The organism is Microbacterium sp. LTA6, from assembly GCF_045690355.1.
GTDB lineage: Bacteria > Actinomycetota > Actinomycetes > Actinomycetales > Microbacteriaceae > Microbacterium.
This window is the reverse complement of the sequence record NZ_CP147855.1, coordinates 1,644,222-1,660,623: the sequence shown is the minus strand read 5'-3', so window position 1 is coordinate 1,660,623 and position 16,402 is coordinate 1,644,222. Positions and strand designations below refer to the sequence as shown.

At 69.7% G+C, this 16,402-nt stretch carries 17 protein-coding genes; 5 read left to right on the top strand and 12 right to left on the bottom strand.

Annotated elements, in window-relative coordinates; all coding sequences use genetic code 11:
- Positions 1–268: 268 nt before the first annotated feature.
- Complete coding sequence (locus LTA6_RS07925) at positions 269–1,330, bottom strand: enoyl-CoA hydratase/isomerase family protein (protein ID WP_407359130.1); 1,062 nt, start codon at positions 1,328–1,330, stop codon at positions 269–271.
- A 112-nt stretch (positions 1,331–1,442) separates the two neighbouring features.
- Here LTA6_RS07925 and LTA6_RS07920 point away from each other — a divergent pair, with 112 nt between their 5' ends.
- The gene (locus tag LTA6_RS07920; RefSeq protein WP_407359129.1) at positions 1,443–3,764 is read left to right on the top strand and encodes an ATP-binding cassette domain-containing protein; all 2,322 of its coding nucleotides are present in this window, start codon (positions 1,443–1,445) and stop codon (positions 3,762–3,764) included.
- A gap of 76 nt (positions 3,765–3,840) precedes the next feature.
- Here LTA6_RS07920 and LTA6_RS07915 read toward each other — a convergent pair whose 3' ends face one another.
- The 11 genes from LTA6_RS07915 to hemE all read right to left on the bottom strand — a co-directional run bounded on the left by LTA6_RS07915 (position 3,841) and on the right by hemE (position 13,363).
- A complete protein-coding gene (locus LTA6_RS07915) occupies positions 3,841–4,290 on the bottom strand; it encodes a hypothetical protein (protein WP_407359128.1) in 450 nt (149 codons plus the stop codon).
- Positions 4,291–4,664: 374 nt separating this feature from the next.
- Complete coding sequence (locus LTA6_RS07910; RefSeq protein ID WP_407359127.1) at positions 4,665–5,987, bottom strand: glutamate-1-semialdehyde 2,1-aminomutase; 1,323 nt, start codon at positions 5,985–5,987, stop codon at positions 4,665–4,667.
- Positions 5,988–6,090: 103 nt separating this feature from the next.
- Positions 6,091–7,077, bottom strand: coding sequence for a porphobilinogen synthase (gene hemB, locus LTA6_RS07905; protein WP_407359126.1), 987 nt, complete (start codon positions 7,075–7,077; stop codon positions 6,091–6,093).
- Entirely contained in the window at positions 7,074–7,871 is a 798-nt protein-coding gene (locus LTA6_RS07900; protein WP_341977202.1) for a uroporphyrinogen-III synthase, read from the bottom strand. Before LTA6_RS07900 ends, hemB begins: the two co-directional genes overlap by 4 nt.
- Positions 7,868–8,878, bottom strand: a complete 1,011-nt coding sequence (gene hemC, locus LTA6_RS07895; protein ID WP_407359125.1) for a hydroxymethylbilane synthase — start codon at positions 8,876–8,878, stop codon at positions 7,868–7,870. The genes LTA6_RS07900 and hemC overlap by 4 nt, the downstream gene beginning before the upstream one ends.
- 5 nt (positions 8,879–8,883) lie before the next feature.
- Positions 8,884–9,561, bottom strand: coding sequence for a hydrogen peroxide-dependent heme synthase (gene hemQ, locus LTA6_RS07890; RefSeq protein ID WP_341977198.1), 678 nt, complete (start codon positions 9,559–9,561; stop codon positions 8,884–8,886).
- 51 nt (positions 9,562–9,612) lie between these two features.
- Complete coding sequence (locus LTA6_RS07885; RefSeq protein WP_341977196.1) at positions 9,613–9,885, bottom strand: hypothetical protein; 273 nt, start codon at positions 9,883–9,885, stop codon at positions 9,613–9,615.
- Complete coding sequence (locus LTA6_RS07880; RefSeq protein WP_341977194.1) at positions 9,872–10,279, bottom strand: phage holin family protein; 408 nt, start codon at positions 10,277–10,279, stop codon at positions 9,872–9,874. Before LTA6_RS07880 ends, LTA6_RS07885 begins: the two co-directional genes overlap by 14 nt.
- A 1-nt stretch (position 10,280) precedes the next feature.
- Entirely contained in the window at positions 10,281–10,685 is a 405-nt protein-coding gene (locus LTA6_RS07875; RefSeq protein ID WP_341977193.1) for a hypothetical protein, read from the bottom strand.
- Positions 10,686–10,808: 123 nt separating this feature from the next.
- Entirely contained in the window at positions 10,809–12,326 is a 1,518-nt protein-coding gene (locus tag LTA6_RS07870; protein WP_407359124.1) for a protoporphyrinogen/coproporphyrinogen oxidase, read from the bottom strand.
- On the bottom strand, positions 12,323–13,363 hold the full coding sequence (gene hemE / locus LTA6_RS07865; RefSeq protein WP_407359123.1) for a uroporphyrinogen decarboxylase: 1,041 nt from the start codon (positions 13,361–13,363) through the stop codon (positions 12,323–12,325). Before hemE ends, LTA6_RS07870 begins: the two co-directional genes overlap by 4 nt.
- A 103-nt stretch (positions 13,364–13,466) precedes the next feature.
- On the opposite strand from hemE, the gene LTA6_RS07860 reads away from it, so the two are divergent.
- From LTA6_RS07860 to LTA6_RS07845, 4 genes are read left to right on the top strand one after another with little or no spacing between them, the layout of a single operon-like run.
- Positions 13,467–14,762: a glutamyl-tRNA reductase gene (locus LTA6_RS07860; protein WP_407359122.1), complete on the top strand. Its 1,296-nt coding sequence runs from the start codon at positions 13,467–13,469 to the stop codon at positions 14,760–14,762.
- A 43-nt stretch (positions 14,763–14,805) separates the two neighbouring features.
- Positions 14,806–15,378 (top strand): HhH-GPD-type base excision DNA repair protein, encoded by a 573-nt coding sequence (locus LTA6_RS07855; protein ID WP_341977186.1) that lies wholly within the window; start codon positions 14,806–14,808, stop codon positions 15,376–15,378.
- The gene (locus LTA6_RS07850; protein WP_341977184.1) at positions 15,375–15,800 is read left to right on the top strand and encodes a DUF1801 domain-containing protein; all 426 of its coding nucleotides are present in this window, start codon (positions 15,375–15,377) and stop codon (positions 15,798–15,800) included. Before LTA6_RS07855 ends, LTA6_RS07850 begins: the two co-directional genes overlap by 4 nt.
- 5 nt (positions 15,801–15,805) lie before the next feature.
- Positions 15,806–16,300, top strand: a complete 495-nt coding sequence (locus LTA6_RS07845; RefSeq protein ID WP_341977182.1) for a GNAT family N-acetyltransferase — start codon at positions 15,806–15,808, stop codon at positions 16,298–16,300.
- Positions 16,301–16,402: the final 102 nt, after the last annotated feature.

The window sequence follows — 16,402 nt, the reverse complement described above, 5'->3', positions numbered from 1 at the left end:
AAGATTGCCACGAAGGTCGGACATTCGTATCCCCCTTAAGGCGGACCTTCGCTGACAGCGAACGAATCCCTGACCGGTGCTCATTTTCTGCACCGAGACGAAGAAGCGGATGCCGCGGCATCCGCTCCCGATCACCAACCGCGTTCCACTTGCATGACCGAAGCACGGTTGCAGGGCCGAACAGCCGGATCCGCCGCCGTTTCGACACTGTGGTCATGCAAGTTGTACGCCCGATCGAGGCGGCGGGCCGCGCAGGCAGTGACCGGGGTCAGAACAGCGGCTGCGCCGGAACGTGGGCGCGGGCGCCGGCGCCGGCATCCGCTTCGAGCTCGGCGATCGACGCGGGCTGCCAGCGCGGGTTGCGGTCCTTGTCGACCAGCTGCGCACGGATGCCCTCGACGAGGTCGGGGTGATGCTCGGCGAACCAGAGCACACGACGGTACTCCCCCTCGAGTGCCGCGCGAAGGCCCGGCAGTTCGCGCGCCTCCCGTACGGCTTCGAGGGTCACCGTGAGTGCGGTCGGTGAGAGATCCTCGAGAAGGTCGGCGATGGCCGCAGCATCCGGAGTCCCCTGTGCGCGCAGCCGCTCGATGATGTCGGCGACGGTCGGCGCCGAGAACGCCTCGTCGATCCACTCGCGGTCGGCGGGAAGCGTCGAGGGTTCCGGCGTCTCGTCGAACAGCAGGACGATCTCGCTCGGACCGGTCGGATCGGCGCGATACGCCAGCGCCTCACGGAGCGCGTCGAGGTTCTCCGTCGGGACGTAGTGGTCGGCGAACCCCAGATAGATGGCGTCCGCACCGGTCATGGTGCTGCCGGTGAGTCCGAAGTACTCGCCGAATCGCCCCGGCGCCCTGCCGAGCAGCCATGTGCCGCCGACGTCCGGTGTGAAGCCGATCCGCGTCTCCGGCATCGCCAGCTTCGACCGCTCGGTGACGATGCGGATGGCGGCGTGCCCGGCGAGGCCGATCCCGCCGCCCATGGTGACGCCGTCGGCCACGGCGACCACCGGTTTCGGGTACTCCGCGATCAGCGCGTTGAGGGCGTACTCGGAGCGGAAGAACTCCGCGGTGCGCTCTGGGTGCCCCGCCACGATCTGCGCGTGCAGGGTGCGCACATCGCCCCCTGCGCACAGGCCGCGCTCACCCGCACCGTCGATGAGGACGATCTGCACGTCGGTGTCGTCGCGCCAGGCGTTCAGGGCGTCGGTGAGGAGGTCGATCATGCCGAGATCGAGCGCGTTGATCGCCTCGGGGCGGTTGAGTGTGAGGCGTCCGAGTGCTCCTTCCGTGCGGGCGAGGACACGGGGGGCGGCTGCGGATTCGGTCACGCGTGCCAGGCTACTCCGATCGCAGGGCCGTCGGTTCGCGCGCAAAATGCAGGGAATGACGGCATTTTCCGGCAGGATAGGGAGGAACTGCTCACGCAAGGAGAGGTCGCGGATGCCCGAAGGACAGGTGCTCGAGTTCACGCGCGTGACGAAGCGCTTCAATGATGTGACGGCGGTCTCCGACTTCTCCGCGCGTGTCGAGCCCGGTGTCGTCACCGCGTTCCTCGGCCCGAACGGCGCCGGGAAGACGACCACACTGCGGATCCTGCTGGGTCAACTGCGGGCGACCTCCGGAACCGCGACGATCGGCGGGGTCTCGTACGCCGAGCTACGCCAGCCGCTGCGCACGATCGGCGCGGTCCTGGAGGAGACTCCGTATCGTCCGCGCCGCACGGCGAACCGCCAGCTCACGATCGCCGCCAAGGCGAACGGCATCCCGCTGTCCCGCATCGACGAGGTGCTCACGATGGTCGGGCTCGCTGGCGAGGGTGAAACCCGCCTCGGCGGCTACTCGCTCGGCATGCGGCAGCGCCTGAACGTCGCGACCGCTCTGCTCGGCGACCCGGGAGCGCTCGTGTTCGATGAGCCCGCGAACGGCCTCGACCCCGAGGGAATCCGCTGGATGCGCCTGCTGATGCGCCGCCTCGCCGACGAGGGCCGCACCGTGCTGGTCTCCTCGCATGTGCTCAGCGAGGTCGAGCAGGTCGCCGACAACGTACTCGTGCTCTCGAAGGGCCAGCTGGTTCTGGCGAGCGGCATCGAGAAGCTCGCAGACCCTGCCGCCGGGTCGGTCGTTGTGGATGCCGATGACCGCGCAGCCCTCACCACGGCGCTCTCCGCCGCCGGATTCGACGTCGAGGTACTCCGTTCCGGCCTGACCGTACGCGGCGGCGACGCCGCCACCGTCGGCGCTGTCGCCGCATCCGCCGGCATCGCGCTGAGCACGCTCGTGCAGCGCGGCCCGACCCTCGAAGACGTCTTCATCGACCTGGTTCGCGGCGGCACTCTCGAGCCGCGCGCCGAGGCGGTGGCCTCGCAGCTGGTCGATCAGGAGCGCAACGGCGCGGTGCCGGTCGCGCCCGTCGCCGGTCCCGCGAGCGCGGAGCCGGGTTCGGACGCGGTCGACGCGGATGCCGACACTGACGCTGACGCTGACGAGGCCGATGGTGCCGACGCCGAGCCCGCCGCTGATTCTGCCCCGGTGCCGTCACCGGTCGCGGCCGGAGTGGTCACTGCCGGCGCTGCCGGCTTGTTCGGGGCGACCGTCGCGGATGAGGCCCCTGCCGACTCCGCACCAGTCTCCGCACCCGAGGACACCGCGGCCGCTGAGGCTCCGGAAGGCGCGCTCGGGCTGTTCGGGGATGCTGTCACCCCGGTTGATGCCCCTTCAGAGGACCTCGCTTCCGACGAGGTCGAGTTCGAGGCCGGTCCGGATGAAGCCGAGGTCGAGGACGACGCGCACGTTGCTTCGACCGACGCGGACTCCGACGCGACCGATGACTCCGACGACTCCGACGCGACCGAGCCCGAGCCCGAGCCCGAGCCCACGTCGGGGACGGGCATCGATTGGCACGCGGCACCCGCCGCTGAGCCCGTCGCGTCCGACGGCGAGCCTGTGACCGCTGCCGCCGAGGGCGGCATCGCCGGATGGACTGAGACCGACGCGTCGGACGACGAGGAATCCTCGACGCCGAAGCCCTCTTTCGACGACATCCTGTTCGGTGCGGCTCCGGTCTCCGCGACTGCGGCAACGGCCGCCTTCTCTCCGGTCATCGAGTCCGATGAGTCGACCCCCGAAGCGACCGATGCTGTCGCGGACGGCGACGCAGAGTCGGCACAGGAAGACGCCGCGAGCCAGGATGCAGACGCCGCGCCGGCCTCGGAGACGATCTCCGAGAGCGACGCCGAGAGCGAAGGCGACGCCGCCGACAGCGACGACGACGAGCACGAGCACGAGCACGAGGGCATCGAGATCTTCGCGGCGCTCGGCGATGACCACGAAACGACCTCCGAAGAGCACGACGATGACGACCCGCGCTCCGCCGCCGTGTCCTCGATGCTCGCCGCAGCCGCACGGGCGTACTTCGAAGACGAGCCGAAGGACTACCCGCTGAATCAGGCGATCGCGAGCTCCGAGGACGAATCCGTCGATGACGGTTCATCCGAGGATGACGGCGCGCACTGGGCGGTCGCCCCGACCGGCGTCATCGACACGGTTCCCCTCGCGAGAGCAGAGGGCGAGCCGTCCGGCGACGAGCCCTCGTCGTCGACCGATCAGGAAGCCGAACCGACCGCAGACGACGCGAACGAGTCCGGCGACAACGATCACGACGCAGACGCGGCTCAGCAGGGCGACGAGCATCACAGCGAGCATGGCCACGAGCACGAGCAGAACCACGACCACCATGGGGACGAGCACCACCACCACGGCTGAGCGCCCTCACGTCACGTGACAACGCCCTCCGCACCTTTCGGGTGCCGGAGGGCGTTTCTGTCAGGGGTGGTGCCGCTCAGGCGGGCCGGGGGCGGATGACCGGACGCCGGCGACCCGTGCTGGTCGGCGTGGGCGCGGTCAAGACGATCTCTTCGACGTCGGCAGGTTCGGACGAGACATCCAGTCGGAGCGCCTGGGTCAGCGCGAGTCCGTGGCTCGTCGTGAGGATGAGCCTGCCGTACTGCTCATCGCCCTCGAGATCGATCACGACGCTCGGTCGACGTCGGCGGATGAGAACGAAGTCGACAGCGCCGGCGGTTTTCCAGCTTCCGGCCGCGAGAACACCGGGGATGTGCGTCCCGGGGTTGGGCACGCCACGCAACCATGTCCAGGCGTCATCGGTGAGCTGCACCTTGGTGATGGTGTCCCGCGCAATGAGGAGACTCTTCTTGTGGAAGGTCGCGGCACGCTCGATCGGCGAGAGCACAACTTCCAGTTGCGTCGAATCCAGCAGCAACGTCACCATGAGTCCAGTCTGCCAGCGCCTTCCCGCGAGTTGGCTGCAACTTGTTCACAGGAAGGCAACGATCCGGTTGTCGGATTGACCCATCCTCGCGTGGAGGCGGTCGGAGACGCCGCCTAGACGAAAGTCCTCTTCGTTTTGGCCGAACGTCACTCTTGCACTCTGGTATACCAAACGGTCAAAGTGGAGTCGCGTCCTCCGGACGCTATCCCCAACGGGCTTCGGCCCACCCCAGAAGAAGGAATGAAAAATGGACGCTGTACTCGGCCTCATCACCTCTCTCCTCAACACGCTCCTCGCCCTGCTGGGCGGCCTCGGCGGCTGATCCGCTGTTGCACGAAGCACCCCTGCGGCATCGCCGCAGGGGTGCTTTCGTCTCAGCGCGTGGCGGATGCCGCAGCGGCCGCCGCGATCGGAAGCGCGGCCTCGATCCGCTGGAGCTCCTCGTCGCCATGCGCGGCCGTCAGGAACCAGGCTTCGAAGACGCTCGGGGGCAGCGCCACCCCCTGCTCGCGCATCGCGTGGAAGAACGGCGCGTAGCGGAACGACTCCTGCGCCTGCGCCTCGGCGTAATCGCGTGGCGCGGATGCCCGGAACGCGGCGTTGAACAGGCTTCCCGCGTTCGCGACGGCGTGCGTCACACCGGCGTCGGCCAACGCGGCATCCAGTGCCGTCGCCACGCGCGCGGCCGCGGCGTCCACCGTCGCGTACACCTCGGGAGTCGCGAGCCGCAGCGTCGCAAGCCCCGCGGCGACCGACAGCGGGTTCCCGGAGAGCGTGCCTGCCTGATACACCGGGCCGAGAGGTGCGAGCAGATCCATGATCTCCGCCCGGCCGCCGAGGGCGGCCAACGGCATCCCGCCGCCGACGACCTTGCCGAACGTGATGATGTCGGGGACGAACTCTTCGCCGCCCTCGACCTGCAGTCCCCAGAATCCCGCCGGGTGCACCCGGAACCCGGTGAGCACCTCGTCGAGGATCATCAGGGCTCCGTGTGCGTGCACGGTATCGGCGATGAGCCGGTTGAACCCGGGAAGCGGAGCGACGACGCCCATGTTCGCGGCAGACGCCTCGACGATCACGGCGGCGATCCGCGGCCCATGCTCGGCGAACACAGCCTCAAGAGCAGCGGGGTCGTTATAGGAGATGACGAGCGTCTGCGCGGCGATCGGCGCGGGAACACCGGCCGACCCCGGGAGCGCCAGCGTCGCGACGCCCGAACCCGCCTCGGCGAGCAACCCGTCGGAGTGGCCGTGATAGTGCCCAGCGAACTTCACCAGCAGATCGCGACCGGTGGCGCCGCGCGCCAGGCGGATCGCGGTCATCGTCGCTTCGGTGCCGGTCGACACGAGACGCACCCGCTCCACGGGCCGGGTATCGCCCACCCGCACGCGCCCGGCGATCAGCTCGGCGAGTTCGACCTCGCCCTCGGTCGGCGCGCCGAAGGAGAGACCGCGCGTCGCAGCATCCTGAACGGCGGCGACGACCTCGGGATGTGCGTGGCCGAGGAGCGCCGGCCCCCAGGACGCGACGAGGTCGACGTACTCGTTGCCCGCGGCATCCGTCACCGTCGCCCCGCGCGCCGAGGCGAGGAACCGCGGCGTACCGCCGACCGAGCCGTAGGCGCGAACCGGCGAGTTCACCCCGCCGGGGATCACAGCGCGGGCAGCGGAGAACAGGTCGTCATTGCGGTCGGTCATTTGATGTTCCTCATGTTCGTGTGCCGCGTTTCGTCTCGCGAGACCTGTGCTGAGCGAGCGAAGCGAGTCGAAGTGTCGCTCAGCGACCGGGGCCCCGCGGCGCTCAACGAGCGTCGTCGCGCAGCCAGCGCGCGGCCTCGGTCGCCCAGTAGGTGAGGACGGCGTCGGCGCCGGCGCGACGGATCGACAGCAACGACTCGAGCACGGCCGCGCGGCGGTCGATCCAGCCGTTGGCCGCAGCCGCCTCGATCATGGCGTACTCGCCGGAGACCTGGTACGCCCAGACGGGAATGCTCACCGTGTCACGCACTTCGCGCAGCACATCGAGGAACGCCATGGCCGGCTTGACCATCACGATGTCTGCGCCCTCTGCCTCGTCGACGACAGCCTCGCGTACGCCCTCCCGGCGGTTGCCCGGGTCGAGCTGGTACGTGCGACGATCACCCGTCAGCTGCGAATCGACGGCCTCGCGGAACGGCCCGTAGAAGGCGCTCGCGTACTTGGCGGCATAGGCCAGGAGCAACGTCTGCGCGAAGCCCTCGGCGTCCAGAGCGGCGCGGATGACGGCGACCTGTCCGTCCATCATCCCGGACAGGCCCAGCAGGTGCGATCCCGCGCGAGCCTGGGCAATCGCCATCGCCGTGTACCGCTCCAGCGTCGCGTCGTTGTCGACCGAGCCGTCGGATGCGAGAACCCCGCAGTGCCCGTGATCGGTGAACTCGTCGAGGCACAGGTCGGTCTGCACGACGAGCGCGTCTCCGACCTCGGCAGCGACAGCCGCGGTCGCGATGTTCAGGATGCCGTCCGGGTCATCCGCCCCGGAGCCGATCGCATCACGCGAGGCGGGCACTCCGAAGAGCATGACCCCGCCCACACCGGCTTCGGCAGCCTCGACGGAGGCGGCGCGCAACGAGTCCAGCGAGTGCTGCAGGACACCGGGCATCGAGCCGATCGGAGACGGCTCGCGAAGCCCCTCGCGCACGAACATCGGAAGCACGAGGTGCCCCGGCCGGAGCGACGTCTCCCGAACGAGGGAACGAACCGCGGGCGACTGTCGCAGCCGCCTCAGGCGAACATCCGGAAAGCTCACGGCGCGAACTCGTCCGCCGCGTGCGGAAGCGTGAACTGCGAGACGGCGTCGATGAGAGCGTCGACGGTCTGCCGGTCGGCGACGACCGAGATGGGCAGTCCCGCTTTGCGGGCGTCGTTCGCCGTGCGAGGGCCGATCGCGGCGAGCAGCGTGCTGTCCGGGATCTCCGGGAACTGCTCCCGAACCTGCGCCGCCACAGAGCCGCTGGTGATCAGGATCGCGTTGATGCGCCCGTTCTCGACATCGCGCATGATGCGCTCCGTGACCGGGACGCCCACCGTGCGATAGGCGACGACGCTCTGCACGTCGTGCCCGGCCTCGATCAGCGACCGGCTGAGCACCGGCTTCGCGATCTCGCTGCGGAGGGTCAGGATGCGGCGCGGCGCGGACTCGAGGGCGATGAGCTGCGCGGCCATGCCCTCGGCGGAGTTGTCGTCCTCCGGCACCAGGTCGACCTCGTAGCCGACCGCCTGAAGAGCGGCAGCGGTGGTCTCGCCGACGGCGGCGATCCGCGTGGAGCGCGGAACGACAGCCCGGTGCGCGAACAACACGTCGACCGTCGTCGCGCTGGTGATCGTGAGCCAGTCGAACTCGCCGGCCGCCAGTTGCGCCAGGGCGTGGTCGAGCGTCGCCTGGTCCGTGGTCGGCGCGAAGTTGATGAGCGGCGCGACGACGGGAATCGCGCCCTGGGCGCGCAGACTCGCGGCGACGCCGTCGCCCCACGGCCCGCCACGGGGCACGAGTACGCGCCAGCCGTCCAGCGGTCGGTCTTGCTTCGAATCGGATGATGTCATGAGGAAAGCTCTCGGGAGACGAGGTCAGCCGCCCCTTGTTCGAGCAGCCGACGGGCAACAGTCAACCCGAGCAAGCGTGCCGCGTGCATCGGGTCTGCACCATCGGCAGCATCCGCTCCATTGCCACTGCCGTTTCGACGAATATACTCCCCGTTCAGCGTCTCCGTGACGTCGAGCCCGATCCGGCGGCCGTCATCCGGCGAGTAGACGACCGTCCGAACGCGGACGGATGCCCCCGTCACGACGGCATGAGCGGCCATCGGCGCCTGGCAGCCGGCGTCGAGTCCCTCCAGGATCGCGCGCTCCACGGTGACTGCGATACGCGTCGCCTCGTCGTCCAGCGCGGCGAGTGCGTCGAGCAGTTCCGCCGGAGCTCCCGTCGTGGTCTCGACGGCCAGCGAACCCTGCCCTGGCGCGGTCGGCCATTCGGCGAGGCCGAGCTCCTCGCGCCTCAGATCTGTGTCGGACTCGAGACGGGAGAGACCGGCGGCGGCGAGGATCACGGCATCCAGCTCGCCGGAACTCACCCGCGCGAGGCGGGAGTCGACGTTGCCGCGGATGTCGACGACTGCGGCGTGCGGAGCCCGGCGCCGCACCTGGGCGATGCGCCGCGGGGAACCGGTGCCGATGGTGCTGCCGGGACGCAGCTCATGCAGCGGTGTGCCCCCGCGTGTCAGGACGACGTCGCGGGCGTCTTCCCGGCTGGGGGTCGCTGCGATCATCAGGCCGTCGGGGAGCGCCGTGGGCAGATCCTTGAGCGAGTGCACGAGGATGTCGCACTCCCCCGCGAAGAGCGCCTCGCGCAGTCGCGTCGCGAAGATGCCCTGGCCGCCGATCTCCGACAGTGAGGCGCGATTGGTGTCGCCTTCGGAGACGATCGGAACGAGCTCGACCGGGCGCCCGGAGAGCTTCTCGATGGCGGTGGCGACATGGCCGGACTGCGCCAGCGCCAGGGCGCTGCGGCGGGTGCCCAGGAGGATCGGGCGCTCTCGGCTCGAGGTGTTCATCACGACTACTGAAGAACGTCGGCGATCTCGTCGAATCGAAGTCGGCGCCCCGTGTAGAAGGGCACCTCCTCCTTCACATAACGGCGCGCATCGGTGTAGCGGAGGTCACGCATCAGGTCGACGAGCTCGGTCACGTCGTCGGCCTCGAGCGGCAGCAGCCACTCGTAGTCTCCGAGGGCGAAGGCGGCCACGGTGTTCGCGATGACCCCGGTGAATGCCGCGCCCTTGCGCCCGTGATCGGCGAGCATCTTGCGGCGCTCCTCTTCGGGTGCGAGATACCACTCTGGCGTGCGGACGAACGGGTACAGGCACAGCCACTGCTTCGGCTCGACGCCCCGCAGGAAACCGGGCACGTGCTGACGGTTGAATTCGGCGTCGCGGTGCACGCCCATCACGTTCCACACCGGCAAGAGGGTGCGCAGCAGCTCGGTACGGCGCAGGCGACGCAATGCCCGCTGCAGCTCCTCGGCGGTGTCGCCGTGCAGCCAGACCATCAGGTCGGCGTCGGCCTTGAGGCCGGAGACGTCGTAGAAGCCGCGGACGGTGACTCCCGAGTCCTCGATGTACCCGACGATCGTCTCGAGTTCGGTCGCGTCGGTCTCGGTGACCGGCATCTCGGGATGGCGTCGCCAGACGGCCCAGAGGGTGAAGCCGGACGGGTTCTCTTCGAGCTCTTCGGACATGCTTCCAGTCTGCCTCCTTTACGCGGGGGCGGCGACCGGATGACCGGACCCTCAGCGCGAGAGCGCCCTGGCGATCACCCAGATCGCACCGCCGACGGCGGCCGCGATGCCGATCGTTGCAGCGATGGCGCCCACCGGATTGCGATCGGCGAACACCCGAGCCTTCGCCGCAGCGCGCTGTGAGGCCTTCTCGATCCGGCGAGGGAAGTTGCCCTTCACCTCGATCGCCGCGAGAGCCGCCTTGAGCTCGGCACGGGCCGAGGCGACGGGATCGACGATCCCCGCGGGCACGACGGTGCGGGGCGTGTTCTCAGATACGGTCATCGCCGGCGTCCTTCACGAGTCGGATGTCTTCAGCCACGGCCTGCGCGGGATTCTGGCGGGCAAGTACCTTGCGGAACTTCAGGATGCCCAGCAGCGCGAAGAGCAGGACCGCGAGCAGGAGGATGCCGAACACCGCCAGCGCCGAAAGCCAGACCGGCCACCAGGAGGACAGCCCGGCGATCGCGAAGACGAGAATCACCGGAACCGCCCAGAACAGGAAGAACAACGCGACCAGGAACCAGACCGATCCGATTCCGGCGTCCTTGGCGGTGCGTGAGATCCACGCCTTCGCCGCGTCGACCTCCGCCTTCACCAGGTTTGTGACCAACTCGGGCAGGTCGCCGAGCAATGTCAGCAGGCTGTCGTCAGCCCTGTCGCGCTTTCCTCGCAGCATCTCAGCTGCCGCTCTTCGCGGACCCTGAGCCTGTCGTGGAGTTCTTGGCTGCCGGCTTCTTGGCGGCCGGCTTCTTCACCTCGGCCTCGGTGTCCTCCGCTGCGCGGGCGACGTCTTCGACGGCATCCTTGCCGGTCGCGATCACCGAGTCGAGCTTCTGACCCGGGGTGCCGGATCCGCCCACGGACTGGACGACCTTGACGGCCCCGTTCCACAGCGCGCCCGGAACGGCCGCGGCCTGAGACTTCGCGAAGGTCTTGACCTTGTCGACCTGGTCCTGCACAGGGTCGAGGTTCCACACCTTCAGCCACTGCTTCTTGATCTGCTCATAGCGCTCGCGCCCGGCGCGCGTACCGAGGACGTATCCGGCGCCGAGTCCGACGACGAGTCCGATCTTCCCCTTCATAGGGTGCTCCTCACGTTGTTCCGGTCGAGCCGCAGGCTTCGATCCCCGCCGGCCAGATACCAGCGTAACCCTGTATGCCGATTTCGGCATCAATTCTTGATGGGGGTTGACACACGCCGCCATTCAGTCCCAGATCAGGGCGCGGCGCAGCCGGTCGGCCTCGTCCTTGGCATCCGGGATGACCTGGGCGAGCCCCGTTCCGGCCACCCACGCCCCCACGACAGCAAGACCTGGGACCGCCCGCACGGCGGCACGCGCGGCAGCACGTCGTTCGCCCACTCCGATGATCGACGCCGGCTGCGACTGCACGAAGCGGGAGCGGTGCGCGGCGACGAGCGCGGTCCGCGGAATGGTCGCACCGAGGAGCGCGGATGCCTCGCTCAGCGCGAGCACCGCGGCAGCCTCGTCGTCCAGGGTGGCGGTCGCCGGCGGCTCGCCCTGCGCGCCGAAGGAGACCCGCACGAGGTGACGCACGCCTGCGGCCTCGCGCAGCCAGCCCCATTTCGCGGTCGAATGCGTGAGCGCCTTGGCCGTGTGGCTGCCGGGAACCGTGAGCACGCCGGTGCCGCGCGGCGCGGCGTCGAGCGCCGGCGCGTCGAGCAGCAGGGTGACGATCTCGATCTCCGGCGCCGACGATGCGGCCGCCGAGGCGGCGAGTCCGGGCACGAGAGGATCGAGGAGCCGTCGCGCGATGGCCTCGTCGGTGGCGAGGATGACGGCGTCGGCCTCGATCTCCTCGGTCAGTACCACCGCCTCAGCGAGCTCATCGTCGGTGGCGACGTCGGCTGTGTCATCCGGCTCCACATCTGCCTCGACCAGCCACGCCTCCCCCGCTCGGGAGACCGACCGCGCGCGCGCATTCGTGCGCACGATCGCGCCGAGACGCAGCAGCTCGGCTTCCAGCGCATCGACGAGCACCGACATGCCGCCCTCGATGCCCTCCACGGCAGCTCCCGGCGCCTTGGCCGCGCGTGCCGCGCCCTCGTCGCGCAGCACCTGCACCGCGCCTGCCAGTGAGCCGGCGCGGGTGAGAGCGGCGTTGAGCCCAGGAGCTGCGACGTCGACATCGACATCTTCGGGCGATGCGGAGTAGACCCCGGTGGTCACCGGGGCGACCAGTCGATCGCGCACCTTCATGCCCATCCGGGACGAGACGAGCCTGCCGAGGCTGTGCTGGTGGCCGATCGTCAGCGGGGGGCGCACGCGGTCGAGGTAGGCCCGCCAGGCGCCCGACCAGCCGATGATGCGGCGCACGTCGTCCTGGAACGGGTTCGCCGGGATGCCGAGAATGCCGCCGACGGGCAGTGGCGCGGCCCCCACGCCGGGGATTCCGGCCAGCCAGGCCCCACCGGCGGTGGGTGCCACGATCCGATCCGCAAGACCGAGTTCGGTGAGCAGGCCGCGCACATGACCGCCCCGGGTGGCGAAGCTCTCCGCTCCGATGTCGACACGGACACCGTCGAGGTCGGTCCGGCGGATCGCTCCGCCCAGAGCATCCGCGGCTTCCAGCACGGTGACCCGCATGCCGACCTTCACGCATTCGCGGGCGGCGATCAACCCGCCTATCCCCCCGCCGATCACGACGACGCGCGTCGCGGCGGCGCGGGCTGCGATTACCTCGGGGCCGGCTGGTTCGGTCACACCGAGGCTCCGTGTCCCGACGAGTGCACCAGCTCGACGATACGAGTGAGCTGGTCGGGGTCGGTCTCCGGAGGCACGCCGTGTCCGAGGTTGAGGATGTGCGCACGAGCGGCGCGACCGCGCTCGAGCACGTCGAGCACGTGCGCCTCCAGCACCGGCCAGGGCGCGGAGAGGAGCGCGGGATCGATGTTGCCCTGCACGGTGACGTCAGGCCCGAGGATGGCTGCGGCCTCGTCGAGAGGCTGACGCCAGTCGACGCCGACACCGTCGGCGATGCCGCCGAGCCGCATGTCGCCGAGGAACGGCCCGGTGCCGACGCCGAAGTGGATCGTCGGGATGCCGATGCCGTCGAGGGCGGCCCGGGAGTGCGGCGCGACGAAGGTGCGGTAGTCGGCGTTGCTGAGGGAACCCGCCCAGGAGTCGAAGAGCTGCACGACGGATGCTCCGGCGTCGCGCTGCGCCTCGAGGAACGCCCGTGAGATCTGCGCCAGCCAGCCTGCCAGCTTGTTCCACGATGCGGGGTCGGCGTGCATCATCGCCCGCGCACGCATGTGCTCCTTCGATGGGCCGCCCTCGACGAGATAGGCGGCGAGGGTGAACGGCGCACCGGCGAAGCCGATCAGCGGAGTGTCGCCGAGCTCGGCGACCACGAGGCGCACGGCATCGGCGATCGCGGTCGCGTCCAGCGAGGCGGGGTCGATCGCGGTGATCCGATCGACGTCGGCCGCGGTGCGGACCGGGTTCGCGAACACCGGACCGCGTCCCGGTTCGATGACCACGTCGACGCCGGCGAGGCGCAGTGGGATGACGATGTCACTGAAGAACACAGCCGCGTCCACCCCATGACGGCGAACCGGCTGCAGCGTGATCTCGGCGGCGAGGTCCGGCGTGAGGCAGGCGTCCAGCATCCGCGTCCCGACCCGCAGTTCCCGGTATTCGGGCAGCGACCGGCCCGCCTGGCGCATGAACCAGACCGGGGTCTGCGCGGGGCGATCACCGGCGAGGGCGCGCAGCAACGGCGCGTCGGAGAGAGGCATGGCACCATTCTCCCAGCCGGGCCTATGGGCGTGCTGAGGTGCATGCAAGTCTCCGGATATCGGCCCCGCCGACGCACTCGACGAGGGCCGGTACAATCGAACTGTGCTGCTCTGCGTCTCGGCGAGTCACAAGACCGCCTCCTTCGATCTGCTCGAACGTCTGAGCCGCACCCCCGATGACGTCGCTCCGACCCTGGTGAGCATGGCGCCGGTCGTGCAGGGTGCGGTCGTCCTGGCGACCTGCAACCGGTTCGAGGCGTACATCGAGATCGACGAGCCGGTCACCGCAGCCGGCGCCATCGGCGTCGAAGCCGTGCTCGAGGCCGTCGAGGCAACCACCGGCGTCGCCGCCAAGGACTTCGAGGGCGCGTACGCCGTGCATTCCGGCAGGCGCGTCGCCGAACACTTGTTCTCCGTCGCCGCCGGCCTCGAATCCGTGGTCTCCGGCGAGGGCGAGATCGCCGGGCAGGTGCGGCGCGCGTTGAAGACGGCGCGCACGGACGGCACCACCTCGCCCGAGCTCGAACGGCTCTTCCAACGGGCGAGCCAGGCGCAGCGCAAGGTCAAGAACGTCACCGCGCTCGGCCGCGCCGGCCGTTCACTGGTACGACTCGCGCTCGAGCTCGCCGACAGCCGCATCGCCGACTGGTCCGCCGAGCGTGTGCTGCTCGTCGGCACCGGCGCCTACGCGGCCGTCACCCTCGCCACGCTCCGTGAGCGCGGCGCCGTGAACATCTCGGTCTTCTCGCCGTCCGGCCGCGAAGCGGCGTTCGCCGCGAAGCACGGCATCCGCCCGATCACCGCCGACGAATACGCGTACACCGCGTCGCGCTCGAGCCTGCTGATCACCTGCACCACGGCGACCGAGCCCGTCCTCGGACCCGAGCACCTGAGCGCTCCCCTCGGGATCGCGCCGGCGGGATGCCCGGTCGGCGATCACAACCGCCTCATCATCGACCTCGGCATGCCGCGCAACGTCGACCCCGCGGTCGCGCACCTCGCGGCAACGGCTCTCCTCGATCTGGAGACCATCCGGCTGCACGCACCTCTTGAGGAACTGCAGGCGACGGATGCCGCGCGCAGCGTCGTCCGCGATGCCGCCGACACCTTCCACGTCGTGGGTGCACGACAGAGTGTGACCCCCTCGATCGTCGCGCTGCGCACGCACATCTTCGGGCTCCTCGAGAACGAGATCGGGCGGGCCCGCGCCCGCGGCGACGAGGACGGACGCATCGAGCAGTCCCTGCGTCACCTCGCCGGCGTTCTCCTGCACGCACCGACCACGCGTGCGCACGAACTCGCCGCCACCGGTCGTGCCGACGACTTCGCGGCCGCCCTCGAGACGCTGTACGGGATCGCGCCCGAGGCAGACGCCGCCGCGGCATCAGAATCCGCCTGAAGCCCGCATCCCGCGGCGACGTGGTCGGTGCGAGACTGGTCGCATGGCCCTTCACATCACCGGAGACACCGCCGCCGACGCGCTCCTCACCGACAATCCGCTCGCGCTTCTGGTGGGGATGCTCCTCGACCAGCAGGTGCCGATGGAGACGGCGTTCGCCGGACCTCTGAAGATCGAACAGCGGACCGGGGCGGCCGACGCCGCCACCATCGCCCGGATGAATCCCGACGAGTTCCTCGAGGCGTTCAAGCAGACGCCAGCCGTGCATCGCTTCCCCGGTTCCATGGCGGCCCGAGTGCAGACGCTCTGTCAGGAACTCGTTGACCAGTGGGGCGGTGACGCCTCCGCGCTGTGGACCGAGGGCGACCCGAGCGGCGCCGAGGTGTTGAAGCGGCTCAAGACACTCCCCGGTTTCGGCGAGCAGAAGGCGAAGATCTTCCTCGCGCTGCTGGGCAAGCAGTACGGCTTCACCGGTGAGGGCTGGCGCGAGGCGGCCGCACCCTACGGCGAAGAAGGCTCATTCCGCAGCGTCGCAGACATCGTCTCGCCGGAGTCGCTCACGCAGGTGCGCGAGCACAAGAAGGCCATGAAGGCCGCAGCCAAGGCCGCGAAATGAAGCCGACCGGTGACGATGTCGCGGCTCTGATCGCGCGGTCGACGCCGGAGAAGCGCCGGCGGGATGCCGAGACGCTGACCGCGCTGATGCAGGAGGTCTCCGGCCGCGAGCCCGTGGTCTGGGGCACGATCATCGGCTTCGGATCGTGCCACTACCGTTACCCGACCGGCACCGAAGGTGACACCGGCCTGATCGGCTTCGCACCCCGCAAGGCTGCGACCACGGTGTATCTGCTCGACGGGGTTGATGCTCACGCGGCAGCGATCGCGAAGCTCGGCCCGCACACGGCTGGCGCCGGCTGCCTCTACATCAAAGACCTCGAGGAGATCGACCTCGAGGTGCTCCGCGGCATCCTGGAGCGATCCCTCGCCTGGGCGGAATCCGGTGGCACCGAGGGCATGCAGATCGAGGTGCGCAGCTGAGCGCCGTGACGGTGCGCGAGGCCACCGAGAATGACTGGCCGCACATCTGGCCGATCTTCCGCGAGGTCGTCCGGGAGCAGACGACCTTCGCCTACGACCCCGGGATGAGCGAGGACGAAGCGCGCCGGACGTGGTTGCGCGGCGAGCCCGCCCGCACCGTTGTCGCCGTCGCGGACGACCAGGTGCTCGGAACAGCGAACATGTACCCGAATCGCGCAGGGCCCGGATCGCACGTGGCATCGGCGAGCTTCATGGTGGACTCCGCCGCGAGAGGGCGCCGCGTGGGCCGCACCCTCGTGGAGGACATGATCGCCTGGGCGCGCCGCCGCGGTTTCGTAGCGGTCCAGTTCAACGCCGTGGTGGAGACGAACACGGCCGCCGTTCAGTTGTACGAGAACCTCGGCTTCCGCACGATCGGCATCGCGCCGGGCGCGTTCCGGCATCCGTCCGAAGGCGATGTGGGCCTGCGGATCATGTGGCTCGATCTGCGCGAGAACTGACGCCTGCAACCTGACACCGAGACCCCCGTTCAGCGCCGAGACCCCCTCGTACAGACGTCTGTACGAGGGGGTCTCGGCGGTATCAGGGGGTTTCGGCACTGA